This window comes from Gammaproteobacteria bacterium, assembly GCA_009845905.1.
In the GTDB taxonomy this organism is placed as follows: Bacteria; Pseudomonadota; Gammaproteobacteria; order Steroidobacterales; family Foliamicaceae; genus Foliamicus.
The window spans coordinates 453,144-472,928 of the sequence record VXYS01000009.1 but is presented as its reverse complement, the minus strand read 5'-3'; the positions used below and the strand labels follow the sequence as shown (position 1 = coordinate 472,928).

Annotated in this window: 17 protein-coding genes; 9 read left to right on the top strand and 8 right to left on the bottom strand. The window is 59.8% G+C overall.

What is annotated here, in order from left to right:
* Positions 1-16: 16 nt before the first annotated feature.
* The gene (locus tag F4036_09605) at positions 17-1,702 is read right to left on the bottom strand and encodes an amidohydrolase (GenBank protein ID MYK37995.1); all 1,686 of its coding nucleotides are present in this window, start codon (positions 1,700-1,702) and stop codon (positions 17-19) included.
* 178 nt (positions 1,703-1,880) lie between these two features.
* On the opposite strand from F4036_09605, the gene F4036_09600 reads away from it, so the two are divergent.
* The 8 genes from F4036_09600 to F4036_09565 all read left to right on the top strand — a co-directional run bounded on the left by F4036_09600 (position 1,881) and on the right by F4036_09565 (position 7,521).
* Entirely contained in the window at positions 1,881-3,674 is a 1,794-nt protein-coding gene (locus F4036_09600) for a hypothetical protein (GenBank protein MYK37994.1), read from the top strand.
* The gene (locus tag F4036_09595) at positions 3,675-4,115 is read left to right on the top strand and encodes a c-type cytochrome (protein ID MYK37993.1); all 441 of its coding nucleotides are present in this window, start codon (positions 3,675-3,677) and stop codon (positions 4,113-4,115) included.
* The gene (locus tag F4036_09590) at positions 4,073-4,390 is read left to right on the top strand and encodes a 2Fe-2S iron-sulfur cluster binding domain-containing protein (GenBank protein ID MYK37992.1); all 318 of its coding nucleotides are present in this window, start codon (positions 4,073-4,075) and stop codon (positions 4,388-4,390) included. Before F4036_09595 ends, F4036_09590 begins: the two co-directional genes overlap by 43 nt.
* An 89-nt stretch (positions 4,391-4,479) precedes the next feature.
* Entirely contained in the window at positions 4,480-5,172 is a 693-nt protein-coding gene (locus F4036_09585; protein MYK37991.1) for a HupE/UreJ family protein, read from the top strand.
* A gap of 21 nt (positions 5,173-5,193) precedes the next feature.
* Positions 5,194-5,787, top strand: a complete 594-nt coding sequence (locus tag F4036_09580; protein ID MYK37990.1) for a hypothetical protein — start codon at positions 5,194-5,196, stop codon at positions 5,785-5,787.
* 32 nt (positions 5,788-5,819) lie between these two features.
* Positions 5,820-6,311, top strand: a complete 492-nt coding sequence (locus F4036_09575; protein ID MYK37989.1) for a hypothetical protein — start codon at positions 5,820-5,822, stop codon at positions 6,309-6,311.
* A 26-nt stretch (positions 6,312-6,337) separates the two neighbouring features.
* Complete coding sequence (locus F4036_09570) at positions 6,338-6,814, top strand: hypothetical protein (protein ID MYK37988.1); 477 nt, start codon at positions 6,338-6,340, stop codon at positions 6,812-6,814.
* Between the two features lie 50 nt (positions 6,815-6,864).
* On the top strand, positions 6,865-7,521 hold the full coding sequence (locus tag F4036_09565) for an RraA family protein (GenBank protein MYK37987.1): 657 nt from the start codon (positions 6,865-6,867) through the stop codon (positions 7,519-7,521).
* A gap of 106 nt (positions 7,522-7,627) precedes the next feature.
* Here F4036_09565 and F4036_09560 read toward each other — a convergent pair whose 3' ends face one another.
* Complete coding sequence (locus F4036_09560; protein ID MYK37986.1) at positions 7,628-8,287, bottom strand: RraA family protein; 660 nt, start codon at positions 8,285-8,287, stop codon at positions 7,628-7,630.
* Positions 8,288-8,620: 333 nt separating this feature from the next.
* Here F4036_09560 and F4036_09555 point away from each other — a divergent pair, with 333 nt between their 5' ends.
* Positions 8,621-10,240, top strand: a complete 1,620-nt coding sequence (locus F4036_09555; GenBank protein ID MYK37985.1) for an AMP-binding protein — start codon at positions 8,621-8,623, stop codon at positions 10,238-10,240.
* Between the two features lie 114 nt (positions 10,241-10,354).
* Here the strand turns inward: F4036_09555 and F4036_09550 are convergent, their stop codons facing one another.
* From F4036_09550 to rpoZ, 6 genes are all read right to left on the bottom strand, one after another.
* Entirely contained in the window at positions 10,355-12,655 is a 2,301-nt protein-coding gene (locus F4036_09550) for a TonB-dependent receptor (protein ID MYK37984.1), read from the bottom strand.
* 283 nt (positions 12,656-12,938) lie between these two features.
* On the bottom strand, positions 12,939-14,651 hold the full coding sequence (locus tag F4036_09545; GenBank protein MYK37983.1) for a M28 family peptidase: 1,713 nt from the start codon (positions 14,649-14,651) through the stop codon (positions 12,939-12,941).
* A gap of 49 nt (positions 14,652-14,700) precedes the next feature.
* A complete protein-coding gene (gene recG, locus F4036_09540) occupies positions 14,701-16,797 on the bottom strand; it encodes an ATP-dependent DNA helicase RecG (protein MYK37982.1) in 2,097 nt (698 codons plus the stop codon).
* Positions 16,798-16,827: 30 nt separating this feature from the next.
* Positions 16,828-17,214: a RidA family protein gene (locus tag F4036_09535; protein MYK37981.1), complete on the bottom strand. Its 387-nt coding sequence runs from the start codon at positions 17,212-17,214 to the stop codon at positions 16,828-16,830.
* Positions 17,215-17,251: 37 nt separating this feature from the next.
* A complete protein-coding gene (locus F4036_09530; GenBank protein ID MYK37980.1) occupies positions 17,252-19,402 on the bottom strand; it encodes a bifunctional (p)ppGpp synthetase/guanosine-3',5'-bis(diphosphate) 3'-pyrophosphohydrolase in 2,151 nt (716 codons plus the stop codon).
* Positions 19,403-19,480: 78 nt separating this feature from the next.
* A complete protein-coding gene (gene rpoZ, locus F4036_09525) occupies positions 19,481-19,732 on the bottom strand; it encodes a DNA-directed RNA polymerase subunit omega (protein MYK37979.1) in 252 nt (83 codons plus the stop codon).
* Positions 19,733-19,785 lie beyond the last annotated feature (53 nt).

The following is a 19,785-nucleotide window of genomic DNA, read 5'->3' as shown; positions in this document are numbered from 1 at the left end:
GGCGGCGTCGACGTAGTCACAAGTCTGGGTGCTCGTGCACAACGCTGCCGCCGACCATGGTCATGAGTACAGTCAAATCGTCGATCTGTTCCTCGGGGACAGTCATGATGTCATCGGAAAGCACGACGAGATCGGCAAGCTTCCCTGGCTCGATAGAGCCCTTCAGGTCTTCCTCAAAGGTCAAGTAGGCGTTGTTGATCGTGACCAGACGCAGCGCCTCTTCCCGCGATACCCGTTGATCTTCCCCATAGACACCACCGCTGATCGTGTCGCGGGTGACGAAATGATAGATGACTGCCAAAGGTGGGTAGGGAACCACCGGGGCATCCGTACCGCCGGAAACCGGGATGCCTTCGTCCAAGTACGTTCTGATGGGCGTGGTCCGATTGGCGCGTTCTCGACCCCAGTACTTCTCCAAGCTCGGACCCGCCAGATACAGGTGATGCTGCGCCGACACTACCAAGCCCAGCGCTCGAATTCGTGGGAAATGATCCCCCGCGGGTATGAAGCCGTGCTCGATAACCCAGCGCTTCCCAGTAATTGGAGCCTGTGCGTTGGCCGCCTCGTATCCGTCGAGCACCAGGTCGATGGCGGCATCGCCAATGGCGTGCGTAGAGACTCGCCAGCCGAGCTCATTGAGCTTCAATACTGTTGCGGTAAAGACCTCGGGCAGCATGGTGTTGACACCATAGTAAGTTCCATTCCTTCCCCAGGGCTCCACATAGGGCTCGCGCATCCATCCGCCTTCAAACCCACCGTCCACGCTGAGCTTAATGCCACCGAGCTTGACCCATTCGTCGCCCTCATCGGGTTTGACGCCGGCTGCCTCAATCGCTTGGCCAATGGCCATGGGACTCCTGAATCGGAGTAGGTACGTAACGCGCATGGTTAGGTCACCGCGCCGCTGCATCTCCTGAATAGCGCGGTATTGGTCGATTAGGCCGCTGGCGTGGCGCACACTGGTGAGGCCGGCGGCATGTAACTCCTGGTACTCCGCTATCTGCGCCTTGATCTGTTGCTCTAGGCTGCGTTGTGGCCGCGGGGGTAGCGTAACCAAGTCTTTGGCTTTGTCGATGAGTTCCCCGTTTAGGGATCCGTCCGCATAACGGCCGATTTGTCCACCCGGCCGTTCAGCCGTGGACTCATCGATTCCCCAACGCTCCAGTGCGGCACTATTCAGGACATACTGGTGCCCCCCTCGCACCACCACAACGGGATTGTCAGGAGCAACCGTATCGAGATCATTGCGCAGCGGCAGGCGCTGCTCACGGAGCTGCGCTTCGTGCCAATCGGCGTTGGTAATCACCACTGCGCCAGGCGGAGAGGATTCCACCCGCTTGCGAATTGCCGCAAGCGCTTCGGCGAGCGTTCGAGTCTCGGAGAGATCGACGCCGGGTCCTCCGCCGGCGACGTGGAAATGATTTTCCATCAGTCCTGGGACTACCGTGCGCCCGCTGAGGTCGATCTGCTGGGTCTGCGGTCCTGCGAGTGTACGGACGCCGGAGTTGGAACCAACGGCAGTGAATCGACCGTCGGTGATGGCAACGGCCTGTGCGTAGGAGAACGCCTGATCCACCGTAATGACGTTGCCGTTGTACAGAATCGTGTCGGGCGGGCGGGCAGCGGATGGGGGATCGCTGCGCCCTTGTGCAGCCATAGCGAGCATTGACGCAACTGCAAGGCCGATGATGGGGCGTTTCATAATCGCTCCTGCGCGAAGGTGGATGGCCTGACGAATCAAGGAAAATCTTCGGCGCCAGCCTAGACGCGATGATCTTACCATTTGGTTTATACTTCAAGTAATATATTTTGTACTTAAAATAAGTGTATACTCGGTAGCCGACGTAAGCTACCGAATTAACGAAACACGGAGACGGTACATGGGATCGATTTCGTTGCCCAATCATGTGTTTTTTCGCCGCTCGTTGGCAACAGCTGCGCTGGCACTGGGCTTGGCTGGCGCTGCTCAGGCGACGGTATCGGTAGAGGGGAGTGTGCTGGACATCAACGGTCGACCCGTGGGTCAAGCGCAAGTCACACTCGACTGGGGCCCGGGCGCACACGGTGCCACTGCCGTCACCGTCTTTACGGATGAGAGGGGACGCTTCTCGTTTCCGCGGGCATTTGCCAATGCGTCGAGCGAGAAGCTGCCCGTCACGGTTCGCACGCTCGGGTTCGAGCAGCTGCGTACCGCCTCGTCGTTCAACGGCAGCGATGAGATCGCCAACCTCACCATCGTTATGCGGCGTGTAGCTAATCAAGCCGCGGTTGCTCCCTCATCCGCGTGGCTGGATTCGGTCCAGGACCCTGAAGATGTGGCTGTGATAGTTCAGAATTGCGTCAGCTGTCATCAATTCCCGGCGCCAGAGATTCGCGATTTCGCGAATGCCATCCATGACATGCACGGAAACTCTGGCCCCGCTCTGGAGCAGAGCTGGAGCATGTCAGTGAAGTATATGAACTACCTCTATGTAGAGGAGTTCGCACGAGGAAATCCGAAGCGCAAGGTGGACGTCCAGGCGTCGTACTGGCAGTTTCCCGTTGAGCCGCTGGCAAAGAAAATCACCGAACTTTTTCCTGGCCGCATGGACTATGTGGAGGACTACGATTGGGGTGCGCCGCTGATCGTCACTCCGGATACGGTGATCAGCGAGTACGAAGTGCCCGATCCGAATGCGATTCGCGAAGCGGTGCTCATGGGCTCAGACCTCTGGATTGCCGACGTCAACTCCGACGACTTGATTAGAGTCAACAGATTTACGGGCGAGCAGCGCGTCTTCACCGTTCCGTCCGACGTTCCCGTGGGGCCGCACACTCTGAACAAGGGCTCGGACGGCAGTCTGTGGGTCACGGGACTATTTAATGGAATCGTGGCCCAGCTCGTCGATCCCGAGAATGAAGAGTGGCGGGTCTGGCCCGTACGAGACGAGAAAGTCCGCGGCGTCGGTATCCACGATGTCACCTTCGATCCCAAGCACGAGGCGCTTACTGACACTGAGGGGCGGCTTTGGTACTCCAATATTGCCGCCAATGCGGTCGGCTATTTTCATCCGGAGACCGGCGCAGTCGGAAACTATATCGCGCCGGAAATACCCGGACGGCCAAGTGCTCGAGCCCAGCTCTACGGCGCACTGATGGAATCTGACCGCAAGCATGTCTGGTACAGCCAGCTCGGTATCGGCGCGTTCGGCTCCTTCAATACGGAGACTCTGGAATTTGAAGAGTTGGTGGTAATGCCGTCCATGAACGCAGGCCCCCGCCGATTGACGATTAGCGAAGAAGACATCCTGTATGTGCCGATGTTCGGCGGTGGTCAGCTGGTGGAGTACGACACCCAGGCAAGAAAGCAGATCGGTATCTACGATCTGCCGGATCGCGGCAGCGCGCCCTATGCGGTGACCTGGGACCCTGTGCGACAAGTAGTGTGGATTGCCACCTCCAACGCCGACGTAATTTATCGTTTCGATCCCAGCACGAAGGAATTTGGGGTGTTGCCACTTCCGCGACAGCGTGCCTATTTGAGAATGCTGCAGGTGGATCCGGACACCGGTGTGCTCGTGTCCTCCTACGGCAACGTTCCAATCATGGCCTATGGGCGACGAATGGCCTTCATTATCGACCCGGGTGACGGCGCCTATGACAAGAAACAGCAACTATCCAGAGTGGAGGACTAGGTGATGAGAGAACAAAGACCCCCACTCGGAAAGAGACTTCGCGTTGTTGCTGCTTCCTGCGTAAGTTTGATCCTCGTTGCAGGCCCTGGTCACTCTGAGGGGACCGAAGAGCTACCGTTGTTGCGGGAGAAAGGTTGCCACGCGTGTCACTCTATGGATGTGGTGCTGCTGGGGCCACCGTACACGGCAATTGCCGCCCTTCATTCTGCACGCAAGGAAGTCATGCTCGAGGTGCTCATTGAAAAGATCATTTCCGGCGGCGGCGGAAACTGGGGGATGGCGCCTATGGTACCGAACGACCACGTTACGGAAGACGAGGCACGAGCAATGACGGAGTGGATTTTGAGCCTGGAGCCCCTTCGAGCCAAAGAGCACGCCAAAAAAAGAGCTGAACTGACATGGGAAAGATCTTCGTCACTGATAGAGAAGGAAACTCTGTAGAGGTGGATGGCCAGGAAGGCGTATCCGTCATGGAAATCCTTCGTGATCTGGATAACAGCGTAGAAGGGGTTTGTGGCGGATTAGCCTTGTGCGCCACCTGCCATTGCTTCATTGAACCTGAGTGGCTCGGTAAACTTGCCGCTCGGGGAGAAGATGAAGCCTGGCTGTTGGAAGGGCTCGACAACTTCGATAGTGAGCGATCGCGCCTTACCTGTCAGATCCCTTATACGGACGAGTTCGATGGCCTAACCTTGATAGTCGCTCCAGAGGAATGAACGCCTAGCTCCTGGAGGCATTGCAACAAGTGTCGGTGATCGAGGCGCAACCATGTAGCAGGAAGATCTCTTACGAATCTTCCCGATCGATCGTTCAGCTGGTCTTGCCGTTGCTCGTGTTCGTAGCGGTAGCGCTGGCGCTATTCGCGGGTCGGGCGATCGCGCACGACGTTTCCGACGTGGACAGGGCACTAATTGTCGGCAGGCTGGGCCTGCAGCCCACGCTGTATCTCTGGCTTGGCGCCAAGCACATGGTCACCGGATATGACCACTTGTTGTTTCTCGTTGGCGTCGTCTTCTACCTACGCCGCATCCGTGAAATCGCGATCTTCGTCACCCTGTTCGCGCTAGGACACAGCATCACTTTAATCGGTGGTGTGCTGCTCGGGCTGCATGTCAATCCGTATCTTGTTGACGCGATTATTGGATTGTCGGTTGCGTACAAGGGGTTTGACAATCTTGGGGGCTTCAAGAATCTGTTTGGAGAAGCGCCTGACGAGCACGTAGCTGTATTTGTTTTCGGTTTGTTCCACGGCTTGGGGTTGGCTACAAAACTACAGGACCTTGGTCTACGTCCGGACGGACTGGTCGGTAACCTCGTTGCCTTTAATGTGGGTGTGGAACTGGGGCAGTTCGCCGCTCTGCTCGTGATCGTCCTATTGCTGCGTTTGTTTGCCTGGGATCACAACAATAGATACGCAAGGGTCATCGTGAATGGAGGCTTAGTAGTGGCCGGATTTGCGCTAATGACCTACCAACTCGCTCAATACTTGAGCGGTTGATTCGGATTGAGGAGAAACTAAGTGAAAAAAGCGACCATCGTCCTGATTACTCTCGCCGCTCTTGGTGCAGGGACGCTAATCGGAACAAGCTTCGTAGATAAAAATACCGCCGAATCGCCCGCAGCAGGCAATACGGAGAGCGTGAGCCTGGGATCGACGGGTGGTGCACCCAGGTTTCGCTTCATCGCCCCCGGCGACCTCGAAGTAGAGATGGACGAATTCGGAAGAGCGCAACCTTCTGCCACAAGTGAAAACTTTGTCGGCCAAGACGAGGCTTGGAAAACGGAGACCGTCACCATCGAGCTTCCGGTTGATGGCGAGGTGGAATACAAGGCGATCCTGGAGCAGGGTGCTTCGATCGTATTCGACTGGACTACGAATGGCGGCCAGGTGTACACCGACTTCCATGGTCACGACGAGGACTTCGGCGATGACTTTTTCGTGCGCTACGAAGAGAGGGAAGGGCGTGACCAATCGGGAATGATTGTTGCCGCCTTCTCGGGCGAGCACGGTTGGTATTGGCTGAACCTGGAAGACGGTCCGACGACGATTACGCTCCGAGTTGCCGGCTTCTTCAAGGAGATCATCAGGATCGAGGTGGAAGACTCGTACTAGCCGAAATTAAGGACAAGGACTGGGCGCATAGGATGTTCGAATGGCTCGAGAACACCCCGGTGGCGGTCTGGGTTGGCGAGTCGTTGTGGGCCTACCCGATGTGGCTAAGCCTGCACGTGATCGGATTGGCGATTTTGGTCGGAATTTTCGCAACGCGTGATCTGCGCCTTCTGGGGTATTTTTCGGGATTGACGCCGGGGTCTTTTCTTCCACTCAGCAAATTCGCCTGGATTGGGTTCGCGGTAAATGCCGTATCTGGAGTATTTCTCTTTATCTCTCAGGCCACCATGTTCGTGACGAGCATTCCGTTTCTGCTCAAGATCAGTTGCATCGCCGCTGGTCTTTTCGTGGCTACTGTAGTTCAGCGCCGGCTTCGCGACGAGCTTGCGGATGCAGGGAGCGATGCCGCGATCTCACAATCGACCAAGAGAATTGCCGCGGTATCGCTGTCGCTGTGGGCGCTGGCGATCATTAACGGTCGTCTCATTGCCTACCTAGGTTCAGGTTCAGCCGCAGGGTTTTAGTCGTGGAGGTGTCATTCCTGGAATCAATGGCCGAATCAATAGTTGGGACGCCCCTCAACCTGTGGATTGAAAGCACTGTATGGCTATGGCCGCTGATGGAGATTATCCACTTCATCGGGCTTTCGTTCTTGCTGGGGTCGCTGCTCGTTATTGACCTGCGAATGGCCGGCCACTTTCGCTCATTGAATCCGGGTGCAGTTCACAAACTGCTGCCACTCGTGCTAATCGGGTTCGGTCTCAACCTTGTGACGGGCGTCCTCTTTTTCTGCGGCGACCCGACGCGCTACTCGATAAATATCGGGTTTCAGATCAAGATGTTGCTCGTTGTCCTCGCCGGCATCAATGCACTCATCTACAAGTGGAAGATCTACCCAGTGATGCATACGTGGGACATATACGATGACCCGCCGGCACTAGCCAAAGCCGTGGCGTATGCCTCGATCGGAACCTGGGCAGGTGTTCTCCTATTGGGCCGCCTCATTCCTTACGTCGGCACCGGCTAACCAGTAGATACAATCCAGTCGTTACAGTACTTGCGAATGCTGAGGCTCATGTGGAAAGCCTGACCGAAAGACTAAGATCGCTAGACTGTTGTGCGGTATCCGACGCGCTTGACGCGCTGGGCCTGAAACCTGCTGTTGAAGGGCTGCTGCCGCTTTCAGCGCGTCGGCTCGTGGCAGGCCGGGCAGTGACCGTCAGGCTCGATTCCAAGCCCCCGGATGGTGGATCGAAGCGCCACCTCGGAACCAACGCCGTAGAGTCTGCCGGCCCCGGCGACGTCATCGTCGTAGCCCATCAGTCCCGCGACGATTGTGCGGGTTGGGGCGGTGTGCTGTCGACGGGTGCCAAGTTGAAGGCTATCGATGGTGTAGTCATTGACGGGGCTGCACGGGATATCGATGAGGCCATTGAGCTCGACTTTCCGATCTACGGGCGCAAGGCGATTGCCGTTACCGCGCGAGGGCGCGTCTACGAAACCTCTTTCAATACGAAGATAGATATCGTTGGGGTCGATGTGGACCCGGGCGACTATGTGATTGCCGACTCGAGCGGCGTCGCGTTCATACCGGCGGCAAGGGCAGAAGAGGTTATTGGTACGGCAGAAAAGATTGCCAGGAAGGAAAAACTGATGGTTGCAGAGCTGAAGAAGGGACTGCCGATTACAGAAGTTATGGGTCTTGATTACGAGAAGATGCTCGGCACGCAGTAGGACATTCTAAGGGCTCGCGCAACGCGGGATGCGCTATGTCGATTCGGAGTCTGATATCTGATCGACGCTTTCGGCAGAGTGGATCTGGAACGAACGGATCGCTTAGCTATTCGTCAGTCGGTGTTTGCAAAGAATGATAGGCGTGCTCTTTACGTGCTTCTCGAAGCGTTTTGCCGCTACGTACCGCCTCTCGGATGCGCTCTTCAACGCGCTCGATTTCCTCCGCCAGCGAGAGAATCTCGTCTTCACGATCCTGCGGTAATGCGACCACACCGTCGGCGCCGCCGACGACGATATCACCGGGCTTGACAACAGCGCCGCCGATACGAATGGGGACGTTGGTATCACGGATTTGTACTCTGTCCTTGCCTGTTCGCATCGAGAAACTGCGGGAGTAAATCGGGTATCCGAGATCGAGACAAAGATGCACGTCGCGGCAGGGCCCATCAATCACCGTCCCGGCGATTCCCTTGGTGTGGGCAACCATGGTCATGATGTCGCCCCATACGGTCATATCCTCTCGGCCGTCATTGTCGATCACACAAACGGCGCCCGGCGGTATGTCGTCGATAAAGTCGCCAACCGTGCCCGGGTCAGATTCGTCGATCGGGTCATAGTTCAGCGTGAATGCACGACCGGCCATGACGAAACTGTGATCTCGCGGTTTGATTCCCAGGCACTGGCCAAGGATGCGCAACTTGTCCATTGCATCACTCAAGGATGCCACGTCGAGTTTTAGGGCTCGATTTACGTTTTCGTCAGTCATCGTTTAGCTGAATGGTCGCTTCTTGGCTGCGTTGTCGCCAACCGGTGGGGGAACCGGGGGTGCCCATGTCCGTGCGATTGAAAAGACATCTGCGGAGTCGAAATGGGGAGCATGGGGAGGCGGTAACGGCTGCTCAGTCGATATCCGGGCCCGCCGAAACAATAATTTGCCCGTCCGTACGCTTGTTACGAGATATTGTACAGTCGTGTTCTCTCGCCCCCCGTCCTCAAATTGCAATTTTATGGACAAGAACTAAACTGGTCCGGCACTAATATAAGTGATACCCGAATCTCGGCGCGAGATGTGAGATTCAAGACCGGGGAGTAGTTGAGAATGAGCTATACCGCCCATAAAGACACCTTCGCCCGGGACAGTCTCCCGCCCGTGGACCAGTGGCCGGAGTTTCATTTTGATCTTCCGGAGCTGCAATATCCTGAACAACTGAATTGCGCGCAAGTATTGCTCGATGATGCCATCGACGAAGGGCACGGAGACCGGGTTGCGATATACAGCGAGAGCGGCAACTGGTCTTACGCACAGCTGCTCCAGGAGAGTAACCGGATCGCCCACGTGCTCGTCGATGAGCTCGGCGTAGTGCCCGGCAACAGGGTGCTCCTGCGATCCGCCAACAATCCAATGCTTGCGGCGTGCTGGTTCGCGGTCATGAAGGCGGGCGGTATTGCGGTGACCACCATGTCGATGTTGCGGGCCAAGGAACTGGCCACGATTGCAGGGATTGCGCAGATCGATCACGTACTTTGCGACGCCAGGTTGATTGACGAACTGAGCGACGCCGCGGCGTCTGCCGGTCACTTTCAGAACATCATGACGTTTGGAGACGGTGGGAACCTGGGCGCGGAGGCAGCGAAAAAGCCAGCGAGCTTTGACAATATTCCAACCGCACGAGATGACGTCGCTTTATTGGCGTTCACCTCAGGCACCACCGGGCAGCCGAAGGCTACGATGCATTTTCATCGCGACGTTCTCGCAATGTCTGATGTCGTATCCCGGCACTTGTGTCAAACCCAAGCGGACGACATCTATGTGGGCAGCCCGCCGCTGGGGTTTACCTTCGGGCTAGGTGTCTCTTTGGTATTTCCGCTGCACTTTCGAGCCGCAACGGTGCTGATCGAACAGCCGACGCCGGACGCCCTGTTGGCGGGCATTCAGCAGTACCGAGCCACCGGCCTCTTTACGGCGCCCACCATGTATCGCGTTTTGCTGCAACACCTGGGAAAGCATGATCTGTCGAGCCTGAGACAATGCGTCTCGGCGGGGGAAATGCTGCCCAAACCGACCTCCGATGGTTGGTTCGAAGCGACCGGCATTCGTATTATCGATGGCATAGGCGCTACGGAAATGATTCACATGTTTATCGGTGCTCGCGGCGAGGACATCCGTCCAGGGGCCACCGGAAAGCCGTTGCCAGGCTATCAGGCCTGCATTCTCGACGATCAGAACAACCCCCTACCGAGGGGTGCAACCGGGCGACTTGCCGTCAAAGGCCCAACGGGATGCCGGTACCTCAACGACGCGCGGCAAAAAGAGTACGTCGTGGATGGTTGGAACGTAACGGGCGATGTCTATCATCTGGATGAGGACGGGTATTACTGGTTCCAGGCCCGCGGGGACGATGTGATTCTCTCAGCCGGCTACAACATTTCAGGCCCCGAAGTCGAAGGGACTCTGCTAAGCCACAACGCGGTTGCGGAGTGCGCTGCGGTCGCTGCTCCCGATCCGGACCGGGGAAATTGTGTCAAGGCTTACATTGTGCTAACGGCAGAAGCGAAAGCCAGCGACGAACTCGTCGAGGAGCTGCAGAACTACGTCAAGCAGTCCATTGCGCCCTACAAGTACCCGCGAGCGATCGAGTTCGTGACCGCGCTACCGAAAACCAAGACTGGAAAAGTTCAGCGATTCAAACTGAGAGAAATGGCGGCTGCGGACGCGTAGATTGCGCTGAGGCCGTGACGGCCGAAAACGCGTAACCGTTTGAACTGATCGTACGCAAAAAAATGGGGCGCCTAAGGCGCCCCAATTCATGCGTGCATCTGGCTCTACGCCAGATCAGAAATTGTATCCAAACCTCAAGGACCACTGGGCGGGCGGACCCACCACATGCTGCGTCCAACCGTTTCGTAGAAACGTTTGGCTGCCACTGGTCTTGTAGTACTCGTCCAGAACATTCCGGGCTTGAAGAGCCAGTTCCCATTTTTCCGAGGCGTGAATGTAGGTAAGGCTGACATTCAACAGGCCGTAGTCGTCGAAATGAAACTCGGGCAAATTGTCCGCGTCGGAGAAGTAGTCAGCGGTGCGGAAGTAATCCAGCCGTCCAACCAGATCACCGGTCGAGAGCGGAAACACATAGCTCGCCGATGCATTCACCTGCCAGTCGGTAAGGAAAGGGATGAAGTTGCTTTCGGAAAAAGCTACGGCCGGATCCACGTTCTTGTACTCGCCATCCAGAAGCGACAGGCCAAGCGTGATCGTGAAACGATCTGTGACCCCCGCCAATAGCTCCAACTCACCACCCTGGATCACGGCGTCGGCCGCGTTTTCCGTGGTTCCGCCCAGCTGCCGAACGGTCAGCACCTGCAGGTCCGTGTAGTCGTTATAGAACCATGAGCCCGACAGAGCAATCCGGTCGGTAGACCACTTGGCGCCCACCTCGTAAACCGAGGCAAATTCCGGCTCGAAAGCCGCAATCGTCCCACCCGGCGGAATGCGCTGGGTAAAGCCGCCACCCTTGAAGCCTTCGGAGTAGGAGACGTAGCCCATCAGGTTATCGGTGAAATCATAGGCGAGGTTCAAGTAGGGCTCGAACTTCTCCTGGTCGGAGGAGAACACCGTGTCGTTGGGTATGATGCGCTGCGAGCCAGGAGCGGGTGGCGCAGGTACGGGCACGTAGCCCACGAATCCCGGACCTTGAGGGAAGCACACCGGCGGAGGACCGCCGGGGCAGAACCAGGCGGTGAGGAACGAGGTTTCATCGTCGGCGATCGAGTTGAGATCTTCGTCGGTGTAGCGGCCACCCAAGGTAATGCTCAGCCTATCCGTAGCATCATAAGTGAACTGGCCGAAAACCGCCTGGCTCTTGTTGTCAATCTTCGATCCCGAGAGCAGGTGAAACGAGGGGAACTCAACAATGTTCTGGTTCAGATTCTCCTCAGTGTAATAGTAGAAACCGGCAACCCAATTGATGCGATCGTCCAACGCGGTGCCGGAAAGCTGGAACTCCTGGCTGAGCACATCACCGACGTTGTTGTCGGCGCTTTGGAAAGCAAACCCCGGACTTTGGTCCTGGTCGCCAAACGCCTGGATATCAACGTCACGATAACTCGAGATGGACTTCAATGAGATGTTATTGCCGAAATCCCACTGAATCGTCAGATTGAAGCCCATAATATCTGAGTCGACTTCGCTCAAGGTCCCAGCCAGCGAGGTGTAGGTTTCCGGCCCAAGGTAAGCACTATCCTCGAACAGCGGCCCCCCGAGGAGCGGCGCAACGTTCAAGTTCCAATCGGCAGCATTGGTTGGTCTTGGAAACGTGCTGTTGTTGACCGTTGATCCCAAAACCCGGGGCGCACCGTTGGACTGCTGATTGGTGAAGTCCGCGGCAAAGTCGATCGTCAGCTCGTCGCTGGGAAGCCAGCGCAGTGCGATACGGGCCGCGTTGACGTCATTGGCGCCCAAGCCGTCGTCATCGGGGATGTTGGGGGTGTCAATGTAGCCTTCCCTTTCATCGAACAGACCAGAAATTCTTCCGTAGAACGTGTCGGAGAACGGAATGTTGACCGAACCCTTCACCCGCATACGATCAAACCGGCCTACGAGAAGCTCCACGTCACCGTCGAACTCATCGCTTGGCTTGATAGTGTTGACTTGTATCGCGCCACCGATAGTGTTGCGACCGAACAGGGTGCCCTGTGGACCCCGAAGCACCTCAACACTTTCGATATCTGCCATATCGATCAACGATCCCGCGTTCTGGGCCACATACACGCCGTCGACATAGAGACCGACGCCGGTTTGCTTCGTGGGCGCCCATTCGACTTGCCCTACGCCGCGGATGAGGATTCGCGAACTGTGGCTGTTGACGCCGGTAGTCCTGTCGAACACCAGACCAGGTGTTGCCTGAGCAATCTGATCAAGCTGATCAATGTTCTGCGCTTTCAGCGCATCACCGGTAAACGCAGTAATAGACACCGGTGTTTCCATGAGGCTCTCTTCGCGCCGCCGGGCCGTCACGGTGATCTCTTCGATTCCCATGGCACCTTCTTGTGCCAAAGCCTCGTTGTCGCCGGTCGTTACTAGAGTACCCCCGGCAAAGGCCAAACAAGCCCAAATTCCCAGTGCCTGCGTATTCATTTCCTAACCCCCTTGTTCACGCTCTCTTGGAAGCGCGGCTGATTTCGGGTTGCTTCTCACCGAGTTCATCACGGCAATTCGATATAGTTTAAGCATAAAGTAAAATAATTCAAGTATCTGGACGGGTTCAGGCCAGCGGACACACGTTCTTGTGCGCGCCGAGCGACTGGCCGGAAACTCGTAGGCGGACATCATGAACAAGACGATCACCTCACCCTGCGATAAGGTGATTGTCGATTCGCGCGCCGCCAACAAGCAGGCTGGCGGCGGCTGTCCCGACTGGTCAGGGAGCGAATCCGGATGACTGAAGCGATTCAAGCTCCGCCAGCGCTTGTGCGCGCGCGGCGGCGAATTCGTCTCCCGGGTTCCAGGACTGCATATCGTCCGCCTGGGCGATCAGGTAGGTGGTCAGCAATCCGAAGCGCGTGTCCGCGACCATTCCGTCAAACACCCAGTCATCGGCCAGTTCATCGCTGGGTTGATGGTAGTCCCGGGTGATGTAGGCGTTGATCCGCATCCGGCCCCAACCGTCCGGCTTGTCGATGATCTCGACGCCGCCGTCCAGGTAGATGCCGGGAACGCCGATCTTCGCAAAGCTGAATTGATCCGACCGGTAGTAGTAGCCCTGGTCCGGAAACTGGTCGCCCTGCAGGGTCCTTCCCACGTACGAGGCCACATCGGCGGCGATCCGGTCGAGCGATGATTTCCCCAGGCCGATAAAGATCATGTCGCGCGCCTCGCCCCAGATGCTCACGCCATCGAAGTTGACGTTGGCTGCGATGCGACCCGGATGGAAGGTAGGATGCCGCGCGTAGTAGGCCGATCCAAGCAGCCCCTGCTCTTCCGCCCCCACCAGCGCGAACACGATCGAGCGCCGCGGCGGAGAAGGCAATCCCGCCAGCGCTTTTGCCAGCGAAAGTACCGCGGCCACGCCGGTCGCGTTGTCGAAGGCGCCGTTGTAGATCACGTCCTCGCCTTTGGAAGCGGCGACGCCTTTGCCCAGGTGGTCGTGGTGCGCGGTCACGACAACGGCCTCGTTCTTCAGATTCTCGTCGCATCCGGGCAATACGCCCAGGACGTTGGCGGTCTCCACGCGCTCAAGCCCAGCCTTGAGTTCGAGGCTCGTGCTAATCCCGAGCGGCACAGGCGCGAAGTCACGGCTGCGGGCTGCCTGCACAAGCGCGTCCAGTTCGTGCCCGGCGGAGGCCAGCAACGCTCTCGCCGCCGGTTCGGTGATCCAGGCGGCGACTTCCAGGCGCGGCTCGCCTTCGGCCGGAATTTCGTACTGCGGACCGGTCCACGAGGTTTCTACAACCTGCCAGGGATAGCCCGCCGAAGGCGTCGTATGAATGATGATCGCGCCGGCCGCGCCCAGGCGGGCGGCCATCTCGTACTTGTAGGTCCATCGTCCGTAATAGAGGCGGCGCGCGCCTGCAAACAGGCCGGGATCCCATTCGGGGTCGTTGTTCAGCATCACCAGCACCTTGCCGCTCACGTCCTGCGACTTGTAATCGTCCCATTCGTATTCCGGCGCCTGGATGCCGTAGCCTACGAATACGAGCTCGGCGCCGGCGAGCGATGCCAGGGAGGATTGATTGCCCACGTTGGCGACGAATTCGGTGCCCGGCGCAATGGAAGCGCCGGTGGAAAACGGCCAGACGGCCGGCAGTTCGGTCGTTACGGACACCAGCTCGAAAGGCTGCTGATAGCCCTGGTCCGCACCCGGTGCGATATTCGCCTCCGCGAGTCGCGCCGCGATCCATTCCCGCGCCCTCAGGTCGCCGGCGGTGCCCGGCGCCCTGCCTTCGTAGTCATCGCTCGCCAGTTCGGCGATCACGGCCCGCAACTCCTCGCCTCGAATCAGGTGGGCGACCTGGTCCGCATAGGCCAGGGCCTCGTCCGTTGCCGCGGGACCGCACGATTGAACGGCTTCCTCGCCCACCCGGCCGCAAGCGGACCCCAGGAAGCAGAGCAGAACAATGATTGGCACACGCATGAAGCGCACCTCAGGGCTCAATGAGTTGGCGCCACGATACACGAAAGGCCTAGACGCCCGCGTAGCGGCCGCCTTCGCCGACCCAGCGGCGGATCAGCTGCGTGACTTCGGAGCCGTTTGTGCTCAGCATTTCGTCGGCGATCCGCTGCGCCGGCTCGGCCAGGTCCCCGTCGCGCACCAGGTCGGCCACGCGGAACTGCAATGCGCCCGTCTGGCGGACGCCCAGGATCTCGCCGGCGCCGCGCAATTCCAGGTCCTTGCGGGCGATTTCAAATCCGTCGTTGGTGTTTCGCACCGTATTGAGCCTTTCCCTGGCCATTGCACCCAACGGCGACCGGTACATCAGTACGCAATGGCTCAGGTCCGCGCCCCGGCCCACGCGCCCCCGTAACTGGTGCAACTGCGCCAGACCCAGGCGCTCGGCGTTTTCCACGATCATCAGGCTGGCCTTCGGAATGTCCACGCCCACTTCGATGACCGTCGTGGCCACCAGCACGCCCAGCCTGCCGGCGGCGAACTCCCCCATCACACGATCGCGCTCGCTGGGCGTCGCCCGTCCGTGCAGCAGGCCGACCCGAATGCCAGGCAGTGCTTCGCTCAACTCGCGGTGGGTCGGCTCGGCGGCCTGGGAATCGATGTAATCGGATTCCTCGATCAACGGGCACACCCAATAGGCCTGGCGTCCGGCGCCGCAGGCCGCAGCCACTCTCTCGATGACTTCGTGGCGGCGCTCCTGGGAAATCAGCACGGTGTTGACCGGCTCGCGTCCCGGCGGCATGTCCCGGATGGAGGAAATGTCAAGGCCGGCATAGAAAGTCATGGCCAGCGACCGAGGGATCGGCGTGGCCGTGGTCACCAACTGGTGCGGCGCCTGCCCGCCGACGGAGCCCTTCTCAACCAGGCTCAACCGCTGATGGACACCGAAGCGATGCTGTTCGTCCACCACTACCAGGCCCAGCGACCGGTACCGGACGCCTTCCTGGAACAGGGCATGCGTGCCGATCGCAATCTGGGCATCCCCGCCGGCAAGCTCGGCCTCGAATACCCGGCGTTCGGAGCGCGACATGCCGCCGGCCAGCCAGGCCAGGCGAACGCCCATCGGCGCAAGCCATTCCGAGAACGTGCGCATGTGCTGTTCCGCCAGCAATTCGGTAGGCGCCATGACTGCCGCCTGCCGCCCGGACTGAACGGCAGCCAGTACCGCCGCTGCGATCACCACCGTCTTTCCGCAGCCGACATCGCCCTGCAGCAACCGCATCATCGGCACGTTGCGAACCAGGTCGGCATCGAGCTGTTCGATCGCCTGCCGCTGTCCCGGCGTCAACTCGAAAGGCAGCCGGCGCAGAAAACCCTCGCGGAGCGGGCCGTCGGCGGTCAGCGGATACGCCTCGCGCTGTTGACCCGCTTCCCGCATCCTTCTTAAGCCCAAATACCAGGCCAGTATTTCTTCAATCGCCATGCGCTTGCGGGCGGGATGCGTTCCGGACAGCAGCGTCTCCAGCGCCATGCCTTTCGGCGGCCGATGCACGGTGCGCAGGGCCTCGTGCAGATCCGGAAAACCGAGCCCGTCCAGAAAACGTGCCGGGATCAGGTCCGGCAAGTCGTCCAGTGCATTGTCGAGCGCGTGATCGGTCAGTTTGCGAAGCCGGGGCTGGGTGACGCCCTCGGTGGAAGGATAGACGGGCGTGAGCCGATCCCGGACGGGAGCGGGATCGGATCCCGGCAATCTTCGGTACTCGGGGTGAACGATCTCGTATCCCCTGGGCCCCTGGCGGACATCGCCGTAGCACAGCAGGCGAGTCCCGGCGCTCAGGCCTGACTGCTGCTGCCGGGTGAAGTGGAAGAAGCGCAGCGTGATTTCCGCCGTCTCGTCGCGCAGCGCACAGAGCAGGCTCCGGCGGCGCCCCATGAGGACCCGGGCGTGGGCGACTACTCCCTCGATCTGCGCCCGCTGTCCGGGTTTGACCTCGACGATGGGCCGTGTGCGGGTGCGGTCCTCGTAGCGGATCGGCAGCAGGAACAACAGGTCGCGGACCGTTCGCAGCCCCAGCCGCTCAAGCTTGCCGGCCATGGCCGGGCCGATGCCCGTGAGCGTGGTGAGTTTCGGGCTGTCTTCGACCGGCGGGGAGGCGGAATCGGCAGGCAACGGGCGACGTGTTCCGCTAGCGAGACCGTACTACGGTACGACCAGAACCGCGTCGGCTTCTACCTGCGCGCCCCTGGGCAGGCCCGCCACCTCGATCGCGGCGCGGGCCGGAAAGGGCTGGGCAAACATTCCGGACATGACCTCGTTGACCACTCCGAAATGAGCCAGGTCCACCAGGAAGACCGTGATCTTCACGGCGTCCCTGCCGAGATCGCAGCCGGCGGCCTTGGCCACCGCAGCCAGATTGTCGAAAACCTGCCTGACCTGTGCGCCGATGTCGCCGTCAACCATTTCGCCGGTCTCCGGGTCCAGCGGTATCTGGCCGGACAGATAGCAGAAGCCGCCCGCGACGATGGCCTGCGAATAGGGGCCGATCGCCGCCGGCGCGCGGGACGTGTGTACGGGCGTGCGTTGCATGGGCGACTCGGGGGTCAATAATATGCCAGACAGGGTGTTAAACACGCTGCACGCGATGCACGCTGGGCAGCGTGCGTATCGCCCGGATGACCCGCGCCAGCCGGTCCCTGTCCTTGACCAGCACCGACAGGAACAACTCGGTGCTTTCCTCGGGACGGTCCTGCATGTTCACCTGGGCGATGTTGTGGCCGGTCTCGGCCACGCGGGCCGCGACTTCCGCGAGTACGCCGGGCCGGTGATCGATATGGATGCGCAGCCCGGCCGGAAACTCCAGCCGGATGCGGCGCTTCCAGTTGATCGGGATCCAGCGGTCCTTGTGCTTGCGCTCGGCGCGGAAATTGCCGCAGGTGTTGCGATGAATGACGAATCCGCGCCCGCTGGACGTATGTCCCACCACTTCGTCGCCCGGAATGGGGTAGCAGCATTTGCCGTAGGTCACGACCATGCCCTCGGCGCCGGCGATGTCCACGGGAGTCAGCTTGCGGCGCCGGTCGCCGGATCGGCTCTTACCGGGATTCATGACCACGGCCGCCGCCAGCGTCGCCAAGCGTTCCCCGAGCCCGATCTGCTCGTAGAGTTCCTGGCGGCTCGTTACCCCGAGTTCCTCGAGCGCTTCCTCAAGCGGGCCGCGTCCCATCTTGCGCAGCGAAGATCCCCGGTCGGCGAGCGCCTGGTTCAGCAGCACGGCGCCGACCTCGCGGGCTTCCCTCGTCTGGGTGTTCTTCAGGTAATCGAGGATGGCCGAGCGGGCCTTGGCCGTGGCGACATACTCCAGCCAGCCGGCGTTCGGATGCGCGTTGCGCGACGTGAGGATGTGCACGTTCTGGCCGTTCTTCAGCTGCGAGCGCAGCGGGGTCACCTGTCCGTCCACCCGCGCCGCGACGCAGCGGTGCCCGACGTCGGTATGCACGGCATAGGCGAAATCCAGGCAGGTGGCGCCTCGCGGCAGGCGAAGGATTTCGCCCTTGGGCGTGAACACGTAGACCTTGTCGGGGAACAGGTCCACCTTTACGTGATCGTAGAACTCCTCCTCGTGCGCCGTGGCCTGCATTTCGGTAATGCGCCGCAGCCATTCCTGCGTTCGGAACTGCCCAGGGAGCACGCTCTTGTCCTCGGCCTTGTACTGCCAGTGGGCCGCGATGCCGCCTTCCGCCACGCGATGCATCTCGGGCGTGCGGATCTGGAATTCCAGCGGCATGCCTTCCGGGCCCAGCAGCACCGTGTGCAGTGACTGGTAGCCGTTCACGCGCGGGATCGCGATGTAATCCTTGAACCTGCCCGGCATCGGCCGGAACAACTGGTGCGCAATGCCCAGGCACCGATAACAGGCATCGATGTCCGGAACGATAACGCGCAGGCCGAATACGTCCGCGATTTCCTTGAACGTCAGCCGCTTCTCGCGCATCTTGTTGTATATGCTGTAGGCGGACTTGGCCCGGGCTGAAATGCTGCCTTCCAGGTTGGCCGATTTGAGCGCACGCCGCAGGCGGTCCGATACGCGCCTCAGCACCGCGCGCGGGTGCCTGGGCCGCTGGTTCAGGTGCCGGTTGATCACCCGGTAACGTTGCGGCCAGGCGTAGCGAAAACCCAGGTCCTCCATTTCCCGGCGAATCGTGCGAATACCCAGGCGGTTGGCGATGGGCGCGTAGATCTCCAGCGTCTCGCGGGCGATGCGCTGCTGTCGTTCCCGGTCCAGCGCGTCCAGTGTGCGCATGTTGTGCAGGCGGTCGGCCAGCTTGACCAGGATGACGCGTATATCGTCGACCATGGCCAGCATCATCTTGCGGAAACTGGCCGCCTGGGTTTCCGAATGACCGGCTTTCCTCAAGCGGGTCAGCTTCGTTACGCCGTCAACGATTGCGGCGACCTGCTGCCCGAAATGGTCTTCCAGGTTGACCCGCAGCGTGGGCGTATCTTCGATTACGTCATGCAACAGCGCGGCGATTATGGTTTCCGAGTCCAGCCGCAGCTGGGCGAGGATGGTGGCCACGGCGACCGGATGGGAAATGTACGGCTCGCCGGAACGCCGCCGCTGATCGTGGTGGGCGCGCGCGCCGTATTCGTAGGCCTGCCGAACCTGATCGCGCTCGTCCTCGGACAGATAGTCCAGATCGGCAAGCAGCCTGCGGATGCCGCCCCCGGATACCCGGATTTTTTGCGTGCCGGGCAGAACAACCGCCTGCTGCATGATTCGTGCCGTGTCCCCGGTTACGGGATGGCGGACGCTCGGACCTTGGATTGCCGGTACAAGCGCCGGCCGTCCGACCTAATACTCGCGAACTTCTCCCGGAGTCGCGAATGCTTCCTCGACGGATCGTTCCTGCTCGTTGAGGCTCTCTTCCGTAACCAGCCCGGCCGCGATCTCGCGCAGCGCGACCACCGAGGGCTTTTCGTTCTCGCGCGGAACCAGGGGCTCGGCGCCGTTGGCAAGCCTGCGCGCGCGCGTAGCGGCCACGCGGACGAGGTCGAAAATATTCTCGATCCGCTGCTGGCAGTCTTCTACGGTAATTCGCGCCATTGCATTTGCTGTGTGGAGAAGTCCTTACCCGGAATTCTGCATCACTATGCCTG

Bases quoted from the DNA above. Each gene is read 5' to 3' on its own strand.
- F4036_09605 (MYK37995.1), bottom strand. From the start codon at position 1,702: ATGAAACGCCCCATCATCGGCCTTGCAGTTGCGTCAATGCTCGCTATG.
- F4036_09600 (MYK37994.1), top strand. From the start codon at position 1,881: ATGGGATCGATTTCGTTGCCCAATCATGTGTTTTTTCGCCGCTCGTTG.
- F4036_09590 (MYK37992.1), top strand. From the start codon at position 4,073: ATGGGAAAGATCTTCGTCACTGATAGAGAAGGAAACTCTGTAGAGGTG.
- F4036_09575 (MYK37989.1), top strand. From the start codon at position 5,820: ATGTTCGAATGGCTCGAGAACACCCCGGTGGCGGTCTGGGTTGGCGAG.
- F4036_09570 (MYK37988.1), top strand. From the start codon at position 6,338: ATGGCCGAATCAATAGTTGGGACGCCCCTCAACCTGTGGATTGAAAGC.
- F4036_09560 (MYK37986.1), bottom strand. From the start codon at position 8,287: ATGACTGACGAAAACGTAAATCGAGCCCTAAAACTCGACGTGGCATCC.
- F4036_09555 (MYK37985.1), top strand. From the start codon at position 8,621: ATGAGCTATACCGCCCATAAAGACACCTTCGCCCGGGACAGTCTCCCG.
- F4036_09550 (MYK37984.1), bottom strand. From the start codon at position 12,655: ATGAATACGCAGGCACTGGGAATTTGGGCTTGTTTGGCCTTTGCCGGG.
- F4036_09545 (MYK37983.1), bottom strand. From the start codon at position 14,651: ATGCGTGTGCCAATCATTGTTCTGCTCTGCTTCCTGGGGTCCGCTTGC.
- F4036_09535 (MYK37981.1), bottom strand. From the start codon at position 17,214: ATGCAACGCACGCCCGTACACACGTCCCGCGCGCCGGCGGCGATCGGC.
- F4036_09530 (MYK37980.1), bottom strand. From the start codon at position 19,402: ATGCAGCAGGCGGTTGTTCTGCCCGGCACGCAAAAAATCCGGGTATCC.
- rpoZ (MYK37979.1), bottom strand. From the start codon at position 19,732: ATGGCGCGAATTACCGTAGAAGACTGCCAGCAGCGGATCGAGAATATT.